Origin of the sequence: Nonomuraea sp. NPDC050022, from assembly GCF_044460705.1 — a bacterium.
In the GTDB taxonomy this organism is placed as follows: domain Bacteria; phylum Actinomycetota; class Actinomycetes; order Streptosporangiales; family Streptosporangiaceae; genus Nonomuraea.
Genome location: NZ_JBITKE010000008.1, coordinates 301648 through 317793, shown reverse-complemented (window position 1 = coordinate 317793; position 16146 = coordinate 301648). Strand labels below are relative to the sequence as shown.

At 71.1% G+C, this 16146-nt stretch carries 17 protein-coding genes; 9 read left to right on the top strand and 8 right to left on the bottom strand.

What is annotated here, in order from left to right:
• Positions 1-70 precede the first annotated feature (70 nt).
• Together ACIBO2_RS33785 and ACIBO2_RS33780 are read left to right on the top strand one after the other, a co-directional pair.
• Entirely contained in the window at positions 71-949 is an 879-nt protein-coding gene (locus ACIBO2_RS33785) for a helix-turn-helix transcriptional regulator (protein ID WP_358543198.1), read from the top strand.
• Positions 950-1064: 115 nt separating this feature from the next.
• Complete coding sequence (locus ACIBO2_RS33780; protein WP_358543201.1) at positions 1065-1529, top strand: hypothetical protein; 465 nt, start codon at positions 1065-1067, stop codon at positions 1527-1529.
• A gap of 36 nt (positions 1530-1565) precedes the next feature.
• Here the strand turns inward: ACIBO2_RS33780 and ACIBO2_RS33775 are convergent, their stop codons facing one another.
• Positions 1566-1955, bottom strand: a complete 390-nt coding sequence (locus tag ACIBO2_RS33775; RefSeq protein ID WP_397302123.1) for a RidA family protein — start codon at positions 1953-1955, stop codon at positions 1566-1568.
• Positions 1956-2022: 67 nt separating this feature from the next.
• Between ACIBO2_RS33775 and ACIBO2_RS33770 the strand changes: the two genes are divergently transcribed.
• A complete protein-coding gene (locus ACIBO2_RS33770; RefSeq protein WP_358543207.1) occupies positions 2023-2670 on the top strand; it encodes a CGNR zinc finger domain-containing protein in 648 nt (215 codons plus the stop codon).
• Between the two features lie 279 nt (positions 2671-2949).
• On the opposite strand, the gene ACIBO2_RS33765 is transcribed toward ACIBO2_RS33770, so the two are convergent.
• A complete protein-coding gene (locus tag ACIBO2_RS33765) occupies positions 2950-3852 on the bottom strand; it encodes a LysR family transcriptional regulator (RefSeq protein ID WP_358543210.1) in 903 nt (300 codons plus the stop codon).
• Between the two features lie 79 nt (positions 3853-3931).
• Here ACIBO2_RS33765 and ACIBO2_RS33760 point away from each other — a divergent pair, with 79 nt between their 5' ends.
• From ACIBO2_RS33760 to ACIBO2_RS33740, 5 genes are all read left to right on the top strand, one after another.
• Complete coding sequence (locus ACIBO2_RS33760) at positions 3932-5188, top strand: MFS transporter (protein WP_358543213.1); 1257 nt, start codon at positions 3932-3934, stop codon at positions 5186-5188.
• A gap of 2 nt (positions 5189-5190) precedes the next feature.
• A complete protein-coding gene (locus ACIBO2_RS33755) occupies positions 5191-6078 on the top strand; it encodes an SDR family oxidoreductase (RefSeq protein WP_358543216.1) in 888 nt (295 codons plus the stop codon).
• Positions 6079-6090: 12 nt separating this feature from the next.
• Positions 6091-6510, top strand: a complete 420-nt coding sequence (locus ACIBO2_RS33750) for a hypothetical protein (protein WP_397302119.1) — start codon at positions 6091-6093, stop codon at positions 6508-6510.
• Positions 6511-6583: 73 nt separating this feature from the next.
• Positions 6584-6718 (top strand): hypothetical protein, encoded by a 135-nt coding sequence (locus ACIBO2_RS33745; RefSeq protein WP_358543222.1) that lies wholly within the window; start codon positions 6584-6586, stop codon positions 6716-6718.
• Positions 6719-6819: 101 nt separating this feature from the next.
• A complete protein-coding gene (locus tag ACIBO2_RS33740) occupies positions 6820-8847 on the top strand; it encodes a hypothetical protein (protein WP_397302117.1) in 2028 nt (675 codons plus the stop codon).
• Here the strand turns inward: ACIBO2_RS33740 and ACIBO2_RS33735 are convergent.
• Positions 8829-10775, bottom strand: a complete 1947-nt coding sequence (locus ACIBO2_RS33735; protein ID WP_397302114.1) for a hypothetical protein — start codon at positions 10773-10775, stop codon at positions 8829-8831. The genes ACIBO2_RS33740 and ACIBO2_RS33735 overlap by 19 nt on opposite strands.
• 73 nt (positions 10776-10848) lie before the next feature.
• Complete coding sequence (gene ftrA / locus ACIBO2_RS33730) at positions 10849-11817, bottom strand: transcriptional regulator FtrA (protein ID WP_358543228.1); 969 nt, start codon at positions 11815-11817, stop codon at positions 10849-10851.
• A 98-nt stretch (positions 11818-11915) separates the two neighbouring features.
• On the opposite strand from ftrA, the gene ACIBO2_RS33725 reads away from it, so the two are divergent.
• Entirely contained in the window at positions 11916-12374 is a 459-nt protein-coding gene (locus ACIBO2_RS33725) for a rhodanese-like domain-containing protein (protein WP_358543230.1), read from the top strand.
• A gap of 37 nt (positions 12375-12411) precedes the next feature.
• On the opposite strand, the gene ACIBO2_RS33720 is transcribed toward ACIBO2_RS33725, so the two are convergent.
• From ACIBO2_RS33720 to ACIBO2_RS33705, 4 genes are read right to left on the bottom strand one after another with little or no spacing between them, the layout of a single operon-like run.
• Positions 12412-13629, bottom strand: coding sequence for an SGNH/GDSL hydrolase family protein (locus ACIBO2_RS33720; RefSeq protein WP_358543232.1), 1218 nt, complete (start codon positions 13627-13629; stop codon positions 12412-12414).
• Between the two features lie 12 nt (positions 13630-13641).
• Positions 13642-14946 carry an FAD-binding oxidoreductase gene (locus ACIBO2_RS33715; RefSeq protein WP_358543234.1) on the bottom strand — a complete coding sequence of 435 codons (1305 nt, stop codon included), beginning with the start codon at positions 14944-14946 and terminating at the stop codon, positions 13642-13644.
• A 31-nt stretch (positions 14947-14977) separates the two neighbouring features.
• The gene (locus tag ACIBO2_RS33710) at positions 14978-15682 is read right to left on the bottom strand and encodes an SDR family oxidoreductase (RefSeq protein WP_358543237.1); all 705 of its coding nucleotides are present in this window, start codon (positions 15680-15682) and stop codon (positions 14978-14980) included.
• Positions 15676-16128, bottom strand: a complete 453-nt coding sequence (locus ACIBO2_RS33705; RefSeq protein ID WP_357958631.1) for a carboxymuconolactone decarboxylase family protein — start codon at positions 16126-16128, stop codon at positions 15676-15678. Before ACIBO2_RS33705 ends, ACIBO2_RS33710 begins: the two co-directional genes overlap by 7 nt.
• Positions 16129-16146 lie beyond the last annotated feature (18 nt).

Genomic DNA, 16146 nt, shown 5'->3' with positions numbered 1-16146 from the left:
TCAGTGGACGCGGCCGCCAGCGGTCCGAGCCGGAACTACCCGAAATGTCAGCCAGTGGCGTGGAGCGGATATGACGGTTCCGAGGCCGGACAACCACTACGCGCGCCTGCTCGGCGCCACCCTGCGCGGCCACCGGGTGGCGCGCGGCATGTCGTTGCGCAAGCTGGCCGGTCAGATCGGGCTGAGCGGGCACGGCACGCTCGTCGACTACGAGCACGGACGGCGCATTCCGCCGGAGGACCTGCTGACGGCCTGCGAGAAGGTCCTGGACATAGCCGACGGCCACCTGCTCAACCTGCGGGAGAAGGCCCTGGCCGAACGCGCGGGCCACGCCGCCGCCCTCCTGCTCGACCCGCCGTCCGAGTCGGGGTTGGAGCCGGTGCCCGAGCCACCTCGCAGGCGGCGTGGGCTGATCCTGTCCGCAATCGTGCTGCTCGTCGCCCTGACGGTCGGCGCGGTGGTGACGTTCCCACTGATCACGGGCGGCGCCGCCGCGACGGTCCGGGTCGGGTTCGAGCGCGACACCGACGACTGGGTCATCCTGTACGGCCCGCAGGTCGCCCAGGCCGAGGTGACGACGAGCATGGCGTACGAGGGCCGCCACAGCCTCCTGGTCACGGTCGCCGGCGCGTCCTCGTCCAAGGGCTACTCCGCCGTGGGCACCACGCACGACCTCACCGGCCTGCGTACCGGGATGAAGGTGACCTTCCACCTCTGGGTCCCGGGACGTCAGTCCGGCGGCGTCCGGTTCTTCGCCTACGACTCGGCCTCCAAACCCCATTGGGCCCCGGAGACCGGCGAGACGGAGGTCCACCTGCCGTCCACCGCGGGTTGGTCCGCGTTCACCTGGACCGTCCCGCAGGTGGACCGCGTGCACGCGATCGGCATGCAGATCTGGTCGGAGTCCGACCGGCCGCTCATCGTCGCCGTGGACGGCGTGGCCTGGTAGCCGGTTCACCGATGGTCCGGGAACGGTTCCCGTTTGGTCCGCTTCGGGTCGCGGCGGCTTGACCAGGGATAACGTCCCCATCGTCGCGTACCCCTCACCGGCAAGGAGAGCAGGCATGATCCCGAGACTCCGCAAGGGCAGGCTCGCCGCCACGGCGGCCGTGGCGATGGTCGCGCTGTCCCTGATGGCCGGCCCGGCGGCCGCGTCCAAGGGCGGCTGCAAGGAGAGCTCCACCATCCAGGGCTACCAGATGGGTGTGTGCCTCTCGGACCTGGACCAACCCATCCTGACCTTCCCCGACGTCTACGTGAACAAGACCCCGGCCAGCACCTCCGGCTGCCGGCTGTACCTGGAGCTGTGGGAGGGCGGCAAGTGGGAAGGGGAGGTGGTGACCGACCCCTTCTCCTGCGCCAAGGGACACTACCCGCTGGTCGCCGGCGACAACGGCATCGCCAGGGAGCCCGGCTGCCACAAGCTGCACTCGCACGCCTACATCCGCATCAACGGCGGCCCCATCATCCGGATCGGCGACAGCCCCGAGATCTGGTACGGCTGGCCGGGCGACACCTGCCCTTCGTGACCTACCGGGACGCCCCCCGCGCGGCGACGCGGGGGGTCACACGACGGCGACGGCGTCGACCTCGACGAGGAACCCGGGGCCCAGGCCGGCGACGACGTGCACCGTGATGGCCGGCGGTGGGTCGGCCCGGTTCCACACCTCCTGGAAGGCGGCCACGCCCTCGTCGAAGGTGTGGCCGTCCACCACGGCGATGCGCCAGTGCACGATGTTCGCCAGGCTCGCCCCCTCGCTCGCCAAGATGGCCGCGAGGTTGCGGAACACCTGCCTGGCCTGCTCCCCGACCGTGGGACCGACGACCTTGCCGTCGGCGTCGACGCCGTTCTGCCCGCCGATGTAGATCGTCTTGGCCGGCTGTTCGACCACGACGGCCTGGCTGAAGGCCGGGCTGCGGTGGAGTCCCTCGGGGTTGATGTGCCGTGTGCTCATGTGTCGCCCTCCTTTGACGCTGACACCAGTAATAGTGGTTTCGTACGACACCAGTTATAGTGGTTTCATGCGTATGAGCACAACCGGCCGGATGCTGCACGACCCCAAGGGAGGGTCGTTCTGGTTCGACGCCGGCGCGGTCTGCCTGGACTTCGCCCACACGGGCGGCGAGGGTCGTTACGCGGTGTTCGAAACCCTGCACGAGCCTGCCGACCTGGGCGAATGGCTGGCCGAGCCGCCGCTGGCCGCGGTCATGACGGTCCCCGTGACGGCCCGCGAACTGATCGCGGCCAAGGCCCTCCGCCAGGCGATCTGGGACGCGGCGCACGCCCAGGCCGCGCGTCGCCCTCTCCCCGCCGAGGCGGTCGCGACCATCAACCGGGCCGCGGCCGAAGCGCCGCTGGTTCCCGAGCTGGTCTCCGCGTCGGTCTCGGCGTCGGTCTCCGCGTCGGTCGCCGGAGGCGCGACCGCGGGGTGGGTGTCGCCCGTGCGGGCGACGCAAGCGCTGTCGACGCTGGCGCGGGAGATGATCGAGCTGCTGTCCGGGCCGCTCTCCGGGCGCATCCGCGAGTGCGCGAGCGACGACTGCCCGCTCGTGTTCGTCGACTCCTCCCGCCCGGGGGCCCGGCGCTGGTGCGCGATGGAGCGCTGCGGCAACCGCCACAAACTCCGGGCGCACCGCGCCCGGCGCACCACGGAGCCGGATGGCGGCTGATGCCGCCATCCGGCCCGGGGAACGTCAGCGCGCAGGTTTCACGTCTTGCTCACGGCATGCCGAAGGCGAGGCCCGTCCGGCGGCCTGGTCGTACCGATGAATCCAGGAAGTGATCCCACCGCCAGCTTGGTTGTCGCCTGCCAGTTCGATCACGGAAACCTTGCCGTACGTGGTTGAGGCGTCGCGAACAGTTCCGATCACTGCACGCTCGCGCCGCTGGCCGTGGCGTTGGTGAAGGACGGCGCAGGCGACGCCGCGGCCGTTGAGCGCTTTCTTGACCTATTCGTCGGGAACCGCCACCGCGGATTCCGCCGCCGAGATGCCGAGGGCGGACAGGAACGCCGCGGCGACGGGGGAGGGAGAGAAGCGACTCCAGATGAGGTGCTCCATACGGGCGGGAGCGTCGCGAAGCTGGAGGACGGGCAGATCGGCGAGTTCGGCCACGAACGCGGCGGGCAGCATCCCGATGCCCAGGCCCTGCCGAACCAGGCGAGTGATGAAGTCCACGGTCGTCACCTCGAAGGCGACCTCCCGCCGCACCCCGGCCGCCGCGAACGCCTCGTCCGACTGGGCCCGCGCGGCGGTGCCCGGGGGGAAGTCGACGAACGGTTCGTCCGCCAGTTGACGCAGGTCCACACGCTGCTCGTCCGCCAGCGGGTGGTCGGGCGCGACCAGGGCGACGAGGTCGCCGCGCGCCAGTTCGCGGCCGCGGACTCCCTTGGGGCGCACGCCCAGGGGAAGCCCCAGGAAGGCGACGTCCAGGGTGCCCTGGCTCACCCCTTCGATGAGATCCTCGCTCGCGCCCGAGCGGAGGCTGATCCGTACCTGCCGATGCCGCAGGTGGAACTCCTTCAGCGCGGCCGGCAGATCGACCGCCGCGACCGTGGGGATGGTGCCGATGGCGAGCCGGCCGCGGATCTCGCCGGCGGCGGCCGCCACCTCGGCGCGGGCGCGTTCGGCGGCGTCGAGAGCCTGGCGGGCCGCGGGCAGGAACGCCGCGCCGGCGGGGGTCAGCCGGACGCGGCGGCTGGTGCGCTCGAACAGCTTGGCACCCAGCTCGCGCTCCAGGCGGGCGATCTGGTGGCTCAGCGCGGACTGGACGACCAGGCACTGCTCGGCGGCGCGGGTGAAGTTGCTCGTCTCCGCGACCGCGACGACGTAGCGCATCTGCTGCAGTTCCATGGATCAATCGTGATACACGATCGGTCCGATGACAAACATGCGTTGGACTCATTGATCTCCTGTCGCCCAAGGTAGGGGCATGACGGCGATGAGACCTCACAACACGGACGGCGGCCTGTCACGCGGGCTGCTCCTGCTCATGTCGGTGGCGACCGGGCTGGCCGTCGCGGGCAACTACTTCGCGCAGCCGCTGCTCGACCTGATCGGCCGGGAGCTGGGGATCGGGTCATCACGGGCGGCGCTGTTGGTGACGGCCGCGCAGATCGGGTACGCACTGGGGCTGGTCCTGCTGGTGCCGCTCGGCGACCTGGTGGAGCGGCGGCGGCTCGCCATGTCGCTCTACGCGGCGACCGCGGTGTTCCTGCTGGTCTCGGCCATCGCTCCCCATGGCATGGTCCTCCTGGTCAGTACGGCCCTCACCGCGCTGACCTCGGTGGGCGCGCAGGTCGTGGTGCCGTTCGCGGCGACGCTGGCGGCTCCGGCCGAGCGTGGCCGGGTGGTCGGCACGGTGATGACCGGGCTGATGCTCGGCCTGTTGCTGGCGCGTACGGCATCCGGAGCCCTGTCGGAGCTGGGCGGCTGGCGGACGGTCTACTGGGTGACCGCGATCCTGATGGCGTTGATGGCCGTGCTGCTGCGCGCCTTCCTTCCCCGACTCGGCGGAGGCGGTGGGCGCCGGTCTTATGTCGGTCTGCTGCGCTCGACGGCGGCGATGTTCCGGTACGAGCCGTTGCTGCGGTGGCGGGCGGGCATCGGCGCGTTGAGCCTCGCCTCGTTCAGCGTGCTGTGGACGGCGCTGACCTTCCTGCTGGCGGGCTCGCCGTACGGCTGGCCGGAGTCGGCCATCGGCCTGTTCGGGCTGGCCGGTGCCGTGGGCGCGCTGACCGCCACGGTGGCCGGGCGGCTGGCCGACCGCGGGTACGTGCAGATCGTTTCCGGCGCCGGGACGGTCCTGCTGGTGGCGTCCTGGCTGGCGCTCGCGGCCGGGGCGCACTCGCTGGTCTTGCTGCTCGCCGGCGTGATCGTGCTGGACCTGGCCCATCAGGCGGTGCTCAACAGCAGCCAGAACGTCCTCTACGCACTCCGGCCCGAGGCCCGCAACCGGATCAACTCCGCCTTCATGACCTCCCTGTTCGTCGGCGGCGCGGTGGGGTCCGCGCTGGCCTCGGCGGTCTGGGCGAACAGCGGCTGGACCGGCGTGTGCGTCCTGGGCGCCACCCTCTCGGCCGGGACCCTCGTGCTCTGGATCCTGGAGCGCGTCATCGTCGACCGGGCGACAGGCAAGCCCCCTAAGGTCGTCCGCGACCTCGTCCGTACCTCCACCAAGGGAGAATGAGCATGTCGCGTACCGTGCTGATCACCGGCGCCACCGGAACCGTGTCCACCGCACTGATCAACGCGCTGGAAGGCGCCGATGTGGACCTCCGGGCTCTCGTCCGCGAAGAGTCCAAAGCGGCCGGCCCGCGCGAGCGGGGCGCCGAGGTCTTCGTCGGTGACCTCGACGACGCCCGGTCGCTGCCGCCCGCCTTCGAGGGCGTGCAGGACGTGTGGCTGCTCACCCCGAACAGCCCGCGCGCTCCGGAGCACAACATGAACGCCGTGTGGGCCGCCCGCCAGGCCGGCGTGGAGCGCGTCGTGCGCCTGTCCGTCGTCGGCGCGGCGCACGACGCGCCGAACCGCAGCGGCAGGTTGCACGCGCTGTCGGACCGGGAGACCGAACGGTGCGGCATGCGCTGGACGATCCTGCGTCCCCACTGGTTCATGCAGAACCTGCTGAACGAGGCGGGCGACCTCGCCGCCACCGGCACCTTCTCGCTGAACATGGCCGCGGCGCGGGTCGGCATGATCGACGCACGCGACATCGCCGAGTGCGCGGCCCGCGTGCTCCTCGACGACCCGGATCGCCACCACGGCCAGACGTACACCCTCACCGGCCCGCGCTCGCTGACGTTCGACGAGGTCGCCGGCCACCTGGGTCTCGCTCTCGGCAGGTCCATCACGCACGTGCCGGTCAGCGACGACGCCAAGCGCAAGACACTGCTCGGCTACGGCGTTCCGCGGTGGATCGTCGACATGCTGGAGGAGTACGCGCAGGCGTATGAATCCGGCTGGGGAGACTTCATCACCGATACGGTCGCCGACCTTCTCGGCCGCCCGCCGCGCGACGTCGCCGACTTCGCCCGCGACCACGCCGCCGCGTTCGCCCCGGCCGCCGGCAACGACTGAAGGCATCAGACCATGCGACCAATCACGGGATTTGGTGCGACTCTCGCCGCACTCATGCTGGCCATCACCATGGGCGGTTCCGCCGGAGCGACATCGGACCGGCGGGCCAGGACGTCTCCGACCTCCCTCTCGTTACCCGACGGCTTCCAACCCGAGGGCATCGCCATCGGACCCGGCCCGTTCGCCTTCATCGGCTCCATGGCCGACGGCTCCCTCTACCGCGCCGACCTGCGCACCGGACGCGGCGCGATCATCAGCCGCGGGCCCGGCACACCGTCACTCGGGATGAAGACCGACCCGCGCGGACGGCTGTTCGTGGCGGGCGGCACGGGTGATGACGCGCGGTGCGGATCCCGCTCACCGGGGATCTGGTGTACGGCGACGGCTTCAACGCCAACGGCATCACCCCGACTCCGGACGGTCGGGGCCTGATCGTCGTGCAGTCGAACACCGGCGGACTGTTCCGCTGAACGCGGCGGGGACCAGCGGCCGCGTCGTGCGGCGGGTGAGTGATCGCCGGTTCGACGTGCCGGCGACCGTGGCGGCCTTCGGGTCCCGGCTGTACCTCCCCAACCCCCGCTTCGACACCAGCCCGACCCCCACCACCCCGTACACCGCCGTCGCGATCCCCCGCCCCTGAGCTGCGGTCGTGAGTCGCCATCGCGTCCTCCTAGGCCGACTACGGCCCTAGCCGTAATAGGAGTACTTGACCGTCACCCCCCTACTTCCTAGATTTCGGTCATGACCTTAATCAGGAGAATCCTGGCGGTGGGGCTCAGCGCCGCCATGCTGCTGAGCGTGGCGCCCCCCGCCCACAGCGCGGCCGACCGGCACCGGACGGGCCGGGTGACCGATCTCGGCGTCCCGCTGCAGGACGTGCTCCTCCTCGGCGGCGTCGTGGCTCCCGGCCCAGACGGCCAGGCGGCGCTTTGGGGCGCCTCCTCGGGTACCCCCGCCCACCTCAACGCCGTCGACCCCGCCACCGGCGCCGAACGCGGCCGGTTCGACCTGCCGGGCGCCGCCGGGTCCTGGGCGGTGGACGCGACGCCCGACGGCAGCCTCTACGCCGGCACGTACGGCGACGGCCGCCTCTACCGCTGGACCCGCCAGGGCGGCGTCGCCGACCTGGGCCGCCCCCTGCCGTCGGAGAACTTCATCTGGTCCGTGGCGGCCGGCGAGGGCGCGACCGTCTACGGCGGTACGTCACCAGGCGGCCGGCTGTTCGGCTACGACCCGGCCGGCGGCGTCCGGGACTACGGCCGGCTGTCCCCGTCGCACGCCTACGTCCGCAGCGTCTCCCACGCCAACGGCAAGATCTACGCGGGTACGGAAGCCCCGGCGGCCGTCTTCGAGGTCGATGCCGCCACGGGCGTGGCCGAGCGGCTGCCCGCCCCGCCGGGGCTGGACCTCACCGACAAGTGGGCCTACGACGTCAACGCCGTCGGCGGGTTCCTCTATGTCAGGTTCGGCAGCGCCTTCCCGGGGCCGTTGCACGTCTGGGACATCGCCGCCCATGCCTGGACGGACACCGTCGAGTCGGCCCACGGCCTCGACGTCTCACCGCCCGACGACCAGGGCCGCGTCTACTTCGTCAAGGCCGCCGAGCTGGTGTGCTACGACCCGCGCACCCGTACGGTGACCGGGACCGGGATGCCGTTCACGGGGCGGGTGGCGAACACCCGGGGCATCGGCTGGGCGGAGCTGGGCCTGCCCGACTATCCCGGCAAGAGCCTGGTCGGGCTGCTGTGGAGGGGGCTGATGTTCCGCTACAACCCGCAGACCGGCGCGCGCTCGTTCGTACAGACCGGCATCAAGGGCGAGCCGATCGACATCACCGCCATCGCCGATGGTCCGGACGGCCGCGTCTACACCGGTGGCTTCCTCAACGGCGGGTTCGCCGCGCTCGACCCGAAGACAGGGGAGCGGGCCGAATTCCACACCTTCTCCCAGAGCGAGGCCATGACCGCGCACGCCGGCAAGCTGTACGTCGGCGCCTACCCCGAGGCCAGGGTCTACGCCTACGACCCCGCGCTGCCGTGGAACAGCACCGAGTACTCGCCCAGCCCGGAGCCGGGACCGGCGCCCAACCCGGCCAGGCTGTTCGACCTCGCGGCCGACAAGCAGATCAGGCCGCGCGCCCTGGTGTCGGCGGGGCGCTACCTGGTCGCCGGTACGATGCCCGACCTCGGTCAGCTCGGCGGGGTGCTGGCGGTGTGGGATCCGGTGAAGGGCGAGCTGAAACACGCCGCGCGCAACGTCGTACAGGACCAGAGCATCGTGTCGCTGGCCTACCGCGACGGCGTCGTCTACGGCGGCACCTCGATCTACGGCGGCCAGGCGGCCACCCCGCCCACCCAGCCCGAGGCCAAGCTGTTCGCCTGGTCGGTGCGGGAGAACCGGCTGCTCTGGGAGATCGTCCCCGCGCCGGGCAAGCCGGCCATCCCGGCGCTCGCCTTCGACCGCCGCGGGCGGCTGTGGGGGATCGCGGGCGGCGAGGTGTTCGCGGTGAACGTGGCGGCCCGCAAGGTGGTCTCCAAGGTCACCCTCTCGTCGAGTACGAGCGCGAGCGGCGCCCTCTCCCTCAACAGGAGGGACGGCCTGCTGTACGGCGCGCACGCGGGGACGGAGGTGTTCGCGCTGGACCCGGTCTCCGGGCGGCGGACGGTGCTGCGGCAGGGACCTGTGCACCAGCTCGCGGTGCACAGGTCCGGGGACGTCTACTTCGCCGAGGGGCCGCGGTTGTTCAGGTATCAGCCGCAGAGCCGGTAGGTGGAGAAGTTCTCGAAGCGTGACAGGTACATGTGCTGGTCCGGGCCCTTGAGCAGGATCGAGATCGGGCGGGCGATGAGCGTGAGCGTCATCGCCGCCCGGTCGATCCGGTAGGCCTTGCCCTGCACCTTGCCGTACAGCATGCCGTCGCGGCCCAGCTCGATGTTGGTGTCGAGCCAGACCTGGGTGGCGGTGGACCACGGGTAGGTCTGGTGCCGCACACTGCGCAGGGTCTGGCCCGTGGCCGGGTCGAGCTCGAAGAGCGTGTCCGGCGTGAGCCCCCAGAGCCTGCCCTCGCCGTCGAAGGTGATCGAGCCGAGCGCCAGGTCGCCGGGCACCGGGGTGCTGGTCCACTTGAGGGTGTCGGTGGCGATGTCGTAGGCGAAGGCACGGGCTTCGCCCTGAGGGGTGCTGGTGCCGCCGAACGCCGACGTCGTGCCGTACAGGACGCCGTCGCGGTAGGCCAGGGCGATGATGCTGTGACCCGGGATGAGGTCGCGCCTGATCACCGACCTGCCGGTGGCGGGGTCGAGCAGCCCCAGAGCGCCGCCGACCGTGCCGGCCTTGGGCACGGTGCCGAAGGCGAGCCAGTCGCCGGCCGAGACCATGGCGAAGGGCCGGTCCTGCTCCTGGTCGGCGAGGCCGAGCAGCAGCCGGGGCTCGGTGCCGTCGAACTCGTAGATGCGGGCGCCGGGGTAGACACCGAGGTAGAGCTTGCCCTTGTGGGTGACGATGCCCTCGCTCTGGCCGACGTTCGGCCAGAACTGTGCCGCGCCGGTCACCGGGTCATAGGCGGCCAGGCCGCCGGTGAAGAAGCCGCCCGCGTAGACGCGGCCGTCAGGGCCGACCCCCATCGACCTGATGGAGACGGGCTGGCCGGTCAACGTGGAATCGAACAACTTGCCCCGGCCGCTCTTGCGGTCGTAGTGCCACATACGGCCGGTGGAGGAGGTGCCGACGAGCGTGTGGCCGATCCAGCCCAGCGGGCGGGCGGCGCCGCCGCCGAAGTCGGTGAAGCCGAGCCGGGTCGTCTTCCGGCGCTTGATGTCGTAGACGGCGAGCTCTTCGCCCTGGAACAGGTAGACGCGCTCGCCGCGGGCCCCGCCGCCGACGGTGAGGCTGTCGACGTCCTCCACCACGTCGCGCCATCGGTTCCCGGCCAGGTCGTAGACGCCCATGGGGTTGGCGCCGGTGGAGGTGCCGAAGCGGACCAGCAGGCGACCGGCCACCACGTCCAGGTCGTAGGCATAGCCGCTGCCCTGGATCGGTGGGTCGATGACCTTGATCAGGGTGCCGTCGGGCTTCAACACCGCCACCTTCATGCTCGCGGCGCCCATGCCGGCGTAGATCGTGCCGTCCTTGGCGATGGCGAGGTCGCGTATGTACTGCTCGCCCGGCACCGGGCTGCCCAGGTCCGAGATCCGCCCGGTGGCCGTGTCGTAGCGGAAGAGCCGGCCGTTGGGCGAGGTGCCGCCGTAGACGGCGGAGCCGTCGGGGCTGGCGGCCACGGTCCACACGAACGTCTCGCCCGGCACGGCGATGCCCAGTTCGCTGACCTTGTCGGTGGCGGGGTCGTAGCGGAAGAGCCGGCCCATGGCCCCGGCCGTGGCGTTGTAGCTGCCCACGTAGACGGAGTGATCGGGGGCGACGGTGACGGCCCAGGAGCCGAGCGCGTACGGCAGCGGCCGTTCGGCGACCAGAGTGGCGTCCGCCGCGTTCCTGATGCCGAGCATCGCGGGGCCGGACGCGCTGGAGGTGACCGAGTAGACGCGGGCGCCGTCGCGCGCCGTGCCCGCGGTGGTGGCGCCGGTGAGCGGCAGGGTGCCCAGGCTCTGGAAGCCGCAGCCTGTCGGAGGCGCAGCGGTTTCGGCCTTGACCGGAGATGTGATGGACAGTGCGATGGCTAATGCCACAGCGAGGATGCGCATAGGTCCCTCCAAGAGAGATATAACGGCCTTGACCGTAATTTCTCGCCTGGCTCTCTGGCAAGAGCCGCCAGGGTCAGCGGCCGAATGCCTTCCGGTACGCGGACGGGGAGGTGTGCATCGAGCGGCTGAAGTGGTGGCGGAAGGTCACCGGGCTTTCGAAGCCGACGGCGGCCCCGACCTCCTCGACCGGCGCCGTGGCCGACTCCAGCAGCGGCAGGCTGGCCGCGATCCGCTGCGCGATCACCCAGCGCAGGGGGCTGGTCCCGGTCCTGCGGTTGAAGTGCCGGACGAAACTGCGCTGCGACATCCCGGCGACACGGGCCAGCACCGCCACCGTGATCGGGCGGGAGAGATTGGCCAACGCCCATTCCATCGTCCTGGCCACGGCGTCGTCATCCTCGACGGGGGTGACGGCGGCCTCGATGAACTGCGCCTGGCCGCCCTCCCGGTGCGGTGGCACGACCAGCCTCCTGGCCACCGCGTTGGCCACGCCCGGGCCATGGTCCCGGCGGATGAGGTGGATCAGCAGGTCGATGCCGGCCGCGCTGCCCGCGCTGGTCAGAACATCGCCGTTGTCCACGTACAGCACGCCCGGATCGACCCTGACCTGCGGAAAACGCTCCTGGAGCAGCTCGGCGTACCTCCAGTGCGTGGTGGCCGAGCGGCCGTCAAGGAGGCCGGCCGCCGCGAGGACGAAGGCCCCCGAGCAGATCGACACGACGCGGGCGCCCCGCTCGTGCGCCCGTCGCACCGCGTCGATGAGTGCGGGGGAGACCTCGGCGCGGACGTCCGCCACACCCGGGACGATCACCGTCCGCGCCTCGGCGAACACCTCCAGCCCGTACGCCGCCTGGATGGTGAAGCCGCCGACCGCCCGCAGCGGGACGTCGTGCTCGGCGCAGACGGCGAGGTCGTACCACGGGACGTCCAGCTCCGGCCGAGGAAGCCCGAAGACCTCGACGACGCACCCCAACTCGAACGTGCTCATGCCGTCGTAGGTCAGGACCGAGACGGTGCGGTTGCTGTCATAGCGTCGGAGCATGGCTGGATATTAGCGACATTAGGCATTCATGCCACTCGTGAGGGTGCGGGGGAGCGCTGCACCATTCATGGAAGGAACGAGTTGGAGGTAATCCCGAAATGTCAGCAGTTCTCGCCACGCTGGCCGCCGACGTGGCCGCCACTGTCGCTCACTTTTCCGCCCGTCTGACGTTCGAGACGGACGTGTCCGATGTCCACGCCGATCTCAGCGCGGGTGATGCGAGCATCGTCGTGGTCGACTCGCGCAGCGTGGAGAGCTGGCGTCAGGGCCACATCGAGGGCGCCCTTCACCTGCCCACGGCGGAGATCGCCGCACGCGCGCCATCGATCGTCCCCCGTGACGTGACCGTGGTGACGTACTGCTGGGGGCCCGGGTGCAACGGGGCGACGCGCGCGGCGCTGGAGTTCGCCAAGCTCGGTTATCGCGTCAAGGAGATGATCGGCGGCTTCGAGTATTGGGCCCGCGAGGGCTTCCCCGTCGTGACCGGCTCCGGCGTGGAGAGGCGGCCCGCCGACCCGCTGACGGCTCCCGTCCACGCCGACGCATGCGGCTGCTGACCTGGTCACATACGGCCGCTGACCGCGGACCCCGGCTTCATAGGGTGCGCAGGTCGATGGCGTCGGCCATCGCCTGGTAGCCCGCCGGGTTGGGGTGGAGGTGGTCTCCGCTGTCGAAGCCGGGCCGAATCCGGTCGGGGTCGGCGGGGTCGGCGACGGCGCGCTCGAAGTCGACGACCGCGTCGAACGCGCCGCTGGTCCGGATCCACGTGTTGACCGCGTCGCGGATCCGCTCGGCCTCGTCAGTGAGGTACGCGTACCCCTTGGCGGGCAGGAGGGTGCCGCCGACGATCCGCACGCCGTGCGCGTGGGCGGCGCGGATGAGCTGCCGGTAACCGCCGATCAGGTCGTCGGCACCGACCTTCACCGCGGGCGAGGTGCAGGGCGTGGGTTCCTGCAGGCCCAGGAGGATGTCGTTGATGCCCTCCAGCACGATCACGCTCTTGACGCGGGACCGGTCGAGTACGTCCCAGCGAAAGCGCGCCAGTCCCCGCTCACCCAGGCACGCTGAGTCGTTGAGCAGGCGGTTGCCGGCGATGCCGAGATTGAGCACCGGCCGTCGTCCGGCCAGCCTGTGGGCCAGCGCGTCCGGGTAGCGGTCGTCGGCGTCCTGGGTGGCGCCGTACCCGTCGGTGATGGAGTCGCCGAAGGTCGCCACCGCTGCCGCGTCGCCCAACACGTCTACTCCGGACAGGTAGAACCAGGAGCTGTTGGTCTCGGCGAAGGAGGCCGCGCCGAGGTCGCGGAGGTGATCGCCGATGGCCCGGTAGGAGGTGGCCTGCGCGAGGTTGTGGTAGGTGGCCGGGCCGGTGGTGCCCTGGAAGTAGAGCGTCACGGTCAGCCGCTCGCCCGGCTTGACCGCGAGACGGACGGGATCGCTGGCGGCTTGCCCACCGGTGGGAATGTTCACGGAGGCGGAGCGCGCGAAGGACAGCGGTCGGAGGGTCTCCGCCTGCACTGCGGCGCCCGTGCCGGCCTTGCCCACGCTCGCGCCGGTCAGCCGGAGCGGGGTGCCGCCGTAGCGGTTCGACAGCCGGATCCGGAGCCTCGAGCCGCCGGCGGTGACCCGCACCACCTGGCGGACGGAGTGGTTGGCGAAACCTTTCTCCGCCCAGGTGGGATACCAGACGTCGGCCGACGGCTGCTGGACGGCGCTCGCCCATCCCGCTGTCCACCTGCCGGTTTCCGCGTCGGCGGGTGCCGGTAACGCCGTCAATGTGGCGATCAGGGCGGCCGCGGTCGCGATTTTCCACATGTGGGTGCTCCTTCAGTCCAGGACGGGGAAGTTGGCGCGGAAGACGCCATAGGGATCGCGGTCGCGCTTGATCTCGCGCAGCCGGGCCAGGGCGCCGGCGGGGAAGGCTTGGGCGGCGTTCTCCGCCGGCGCGAGGAAGGTGTACGGTTTGCGCCCGCTGACCGCCTGCCCCAGCGCCTCGACCAGGGCCGCCTGCTTGCCCCGCACCGCGTCGGCCAGGTGAGGCAGCCGCAGGCCGAGCAGGTAGAGCAGGTACGGCTCGGCGAGCACGCCACCCGCGCCGCCGCCGGGATCGGCCTCGGCCAGCGCCCCGCCCAGATGCCGGACCTGCAGGTTCAGCAGCGGCGCGAGGTCGGCGCCGGCGAGCGTCTCCAGCGTCGCCTCGTCCAGGCCGGTCAGCAGTTCGGCGCGGGCCAGCATCGGGCTGGGCTCGATCGGCTCCGCGGCGATCGTGCCCAGGTCGGCGAGGTCCATCAGGCCGCGGCTGTCGGAGAGGCTGCCGCCGATCTCGTCGAAGACGGCCAGCAGCGCCTTGGCCTCCGCGTCGTCGCCGAGGTAGGTCACGTCCACGGTGACCATCGGCGGGGCGGGGGGCGGCGGAGCCACGCGGTTGACCCACACCGACAGCTCGCGTGGCGCGTCCGCGGTGATCTGGCGGAAGGCGTCGAACACCGCGGCCGTACGGGCGGCCGGCCAGACGATCCGTCCGCCGTACACGCTGGGCGCCGGGTACAGCGCCAGCTCGATCGAGGTGATCAGCGCGTAGTCACCGCCACCACCGCGCAGCGCCCAGAACAGCTCGCTGTCGGATTCGGCGGTGACCCGCACCTGCTCGCCGTCGGCGTCGACGATCTCGAAGGCGCGTACCGAGTCGGCGGCCCAGCCGTACTCGCGGCCGAACCACGAGATCCCGCCGCCGGCGACGAACCCGGCGACCGTCACCGCCGGGCTGCTGCCGGCCAGCCCGGTGAGGCCGTACTTGCCGGTCTCGGCCAGCACCCGGCCCCACCGCACGCCGGCACCGACCCGGGCGACACGTGCCTCCGCGTCGACCTCCACCCAGTCCAGGCGGCCGGTACGCAGCAGGATCACCCCCTGCACATCGCCCGAGGCGCCATGGCCCGACGGCTGGGCGGTGACCGTCAGCCCGGCTTCGCGGGCGTATCGCACCAGCGCCGCCACATCCTCGGCGTTCTCGGCCGTCACCACGGCGGCCACCGGCTGGTGCACGCCCACCGCCCACGGCCGGGCCGCCTCGTCGAACCCGTCCTCGCCGGGGAGCAGTACACGCCCTCGGACGGCATTACGCAGATCCATAGCTGTCATCTCCTTCAGGGGTTACCAGGGACTACCAGGGAAGAGGGCCTTCGTGCTGGACGAAGGTGGCGGTGGGGCCGTCGGCTTCCAGCAGGGCCATGGCCACGATCGGTGCGGCGCCTTCTTCGGGGGTTTTGATGCCTTCGTTGTGGTTGATGTCGGTCTTGACCCAGCCCGGGTCGACCGTGTTGACCTTGATCGGGGTGTCCCACAGTTCTTTGGCGTAGGACACGGTGATCATGTTCAGGGCGGCCTTGGAGGAGCAGTAGGCCAGGTTGAGCATCGGCCACAGCGGATGGCTCCGGTCCAGGGTGCGGCCGATCGAGCCGCGCTCGCTGGAGACGTTCACGATGCGGCCCGCCGACGAGCGGCGCAGCAGTGGCAGCATCGCGTTGGTGACCTCGATGACGCCGAACACGTTGGTCTCGTAGACCTGGCGGGCCTGCTCTACCGAGGTCTCGCTGGGCGGCCCGTCGGCGAAGGTGATCCCGGCGTTGTTGACCAGGATGTCGAGCTTGCCGTACTCCTGCTCGATCCATGTGGCTGCGGCTCTGATGCCGGCCGCATCGGTGACGTCGAGTCGCACGTACGGCAGGCCGAGCAGCTCGGCCCCGGCGCGTCCCCGCTCCTCGTCACGGGCGCCGATGATCGCGGTGATGCCCCGGTCACCGAGCTGGCGGGCGATCTCGAAACCGATGCCCTTGTTCGCGCCGGTGACGAGGGCGACCGCTACCATGCCGCGCCCGCGATCTGCCGGGTGGTGGCGTTGAGCCTGTTCCACAGGTTGACGGTGGAGACCGTCATGATCAAGGCGGCGAGCTCGGTCTCGGAGTAGTGGTCGGCGGCCTCGTCCCACACGTCGTCGCCGACCTGACCGCCGTCGGCGAGCCGGGTGACCGCCTCGGCCAGTGCCAGCGCGGCGCGTTCCGCATCGGTGAAGTACGGGGCCTCGCGCCAGGCGGCCACGGCGAAGAGCCGCTCGTCGCTCTCGCCCTGCTTGCGCAGGTCCTTGGCGTGCATGTCGACGCAGACGCTGCACCCGTTGATCTGGCTGGCTCGCAGCAGCACCAGGTCGGACGTGACCTTGGGCAGCCCGGCCTGGTCGGTGGCCTTCTGGAGGTTCATCAGCGCCTGCATGGCACCGGGCAGGACGATGGCGGGGTTCTTCATGCGTGCTTGCATGGTCTGTCTCCTGGAGAG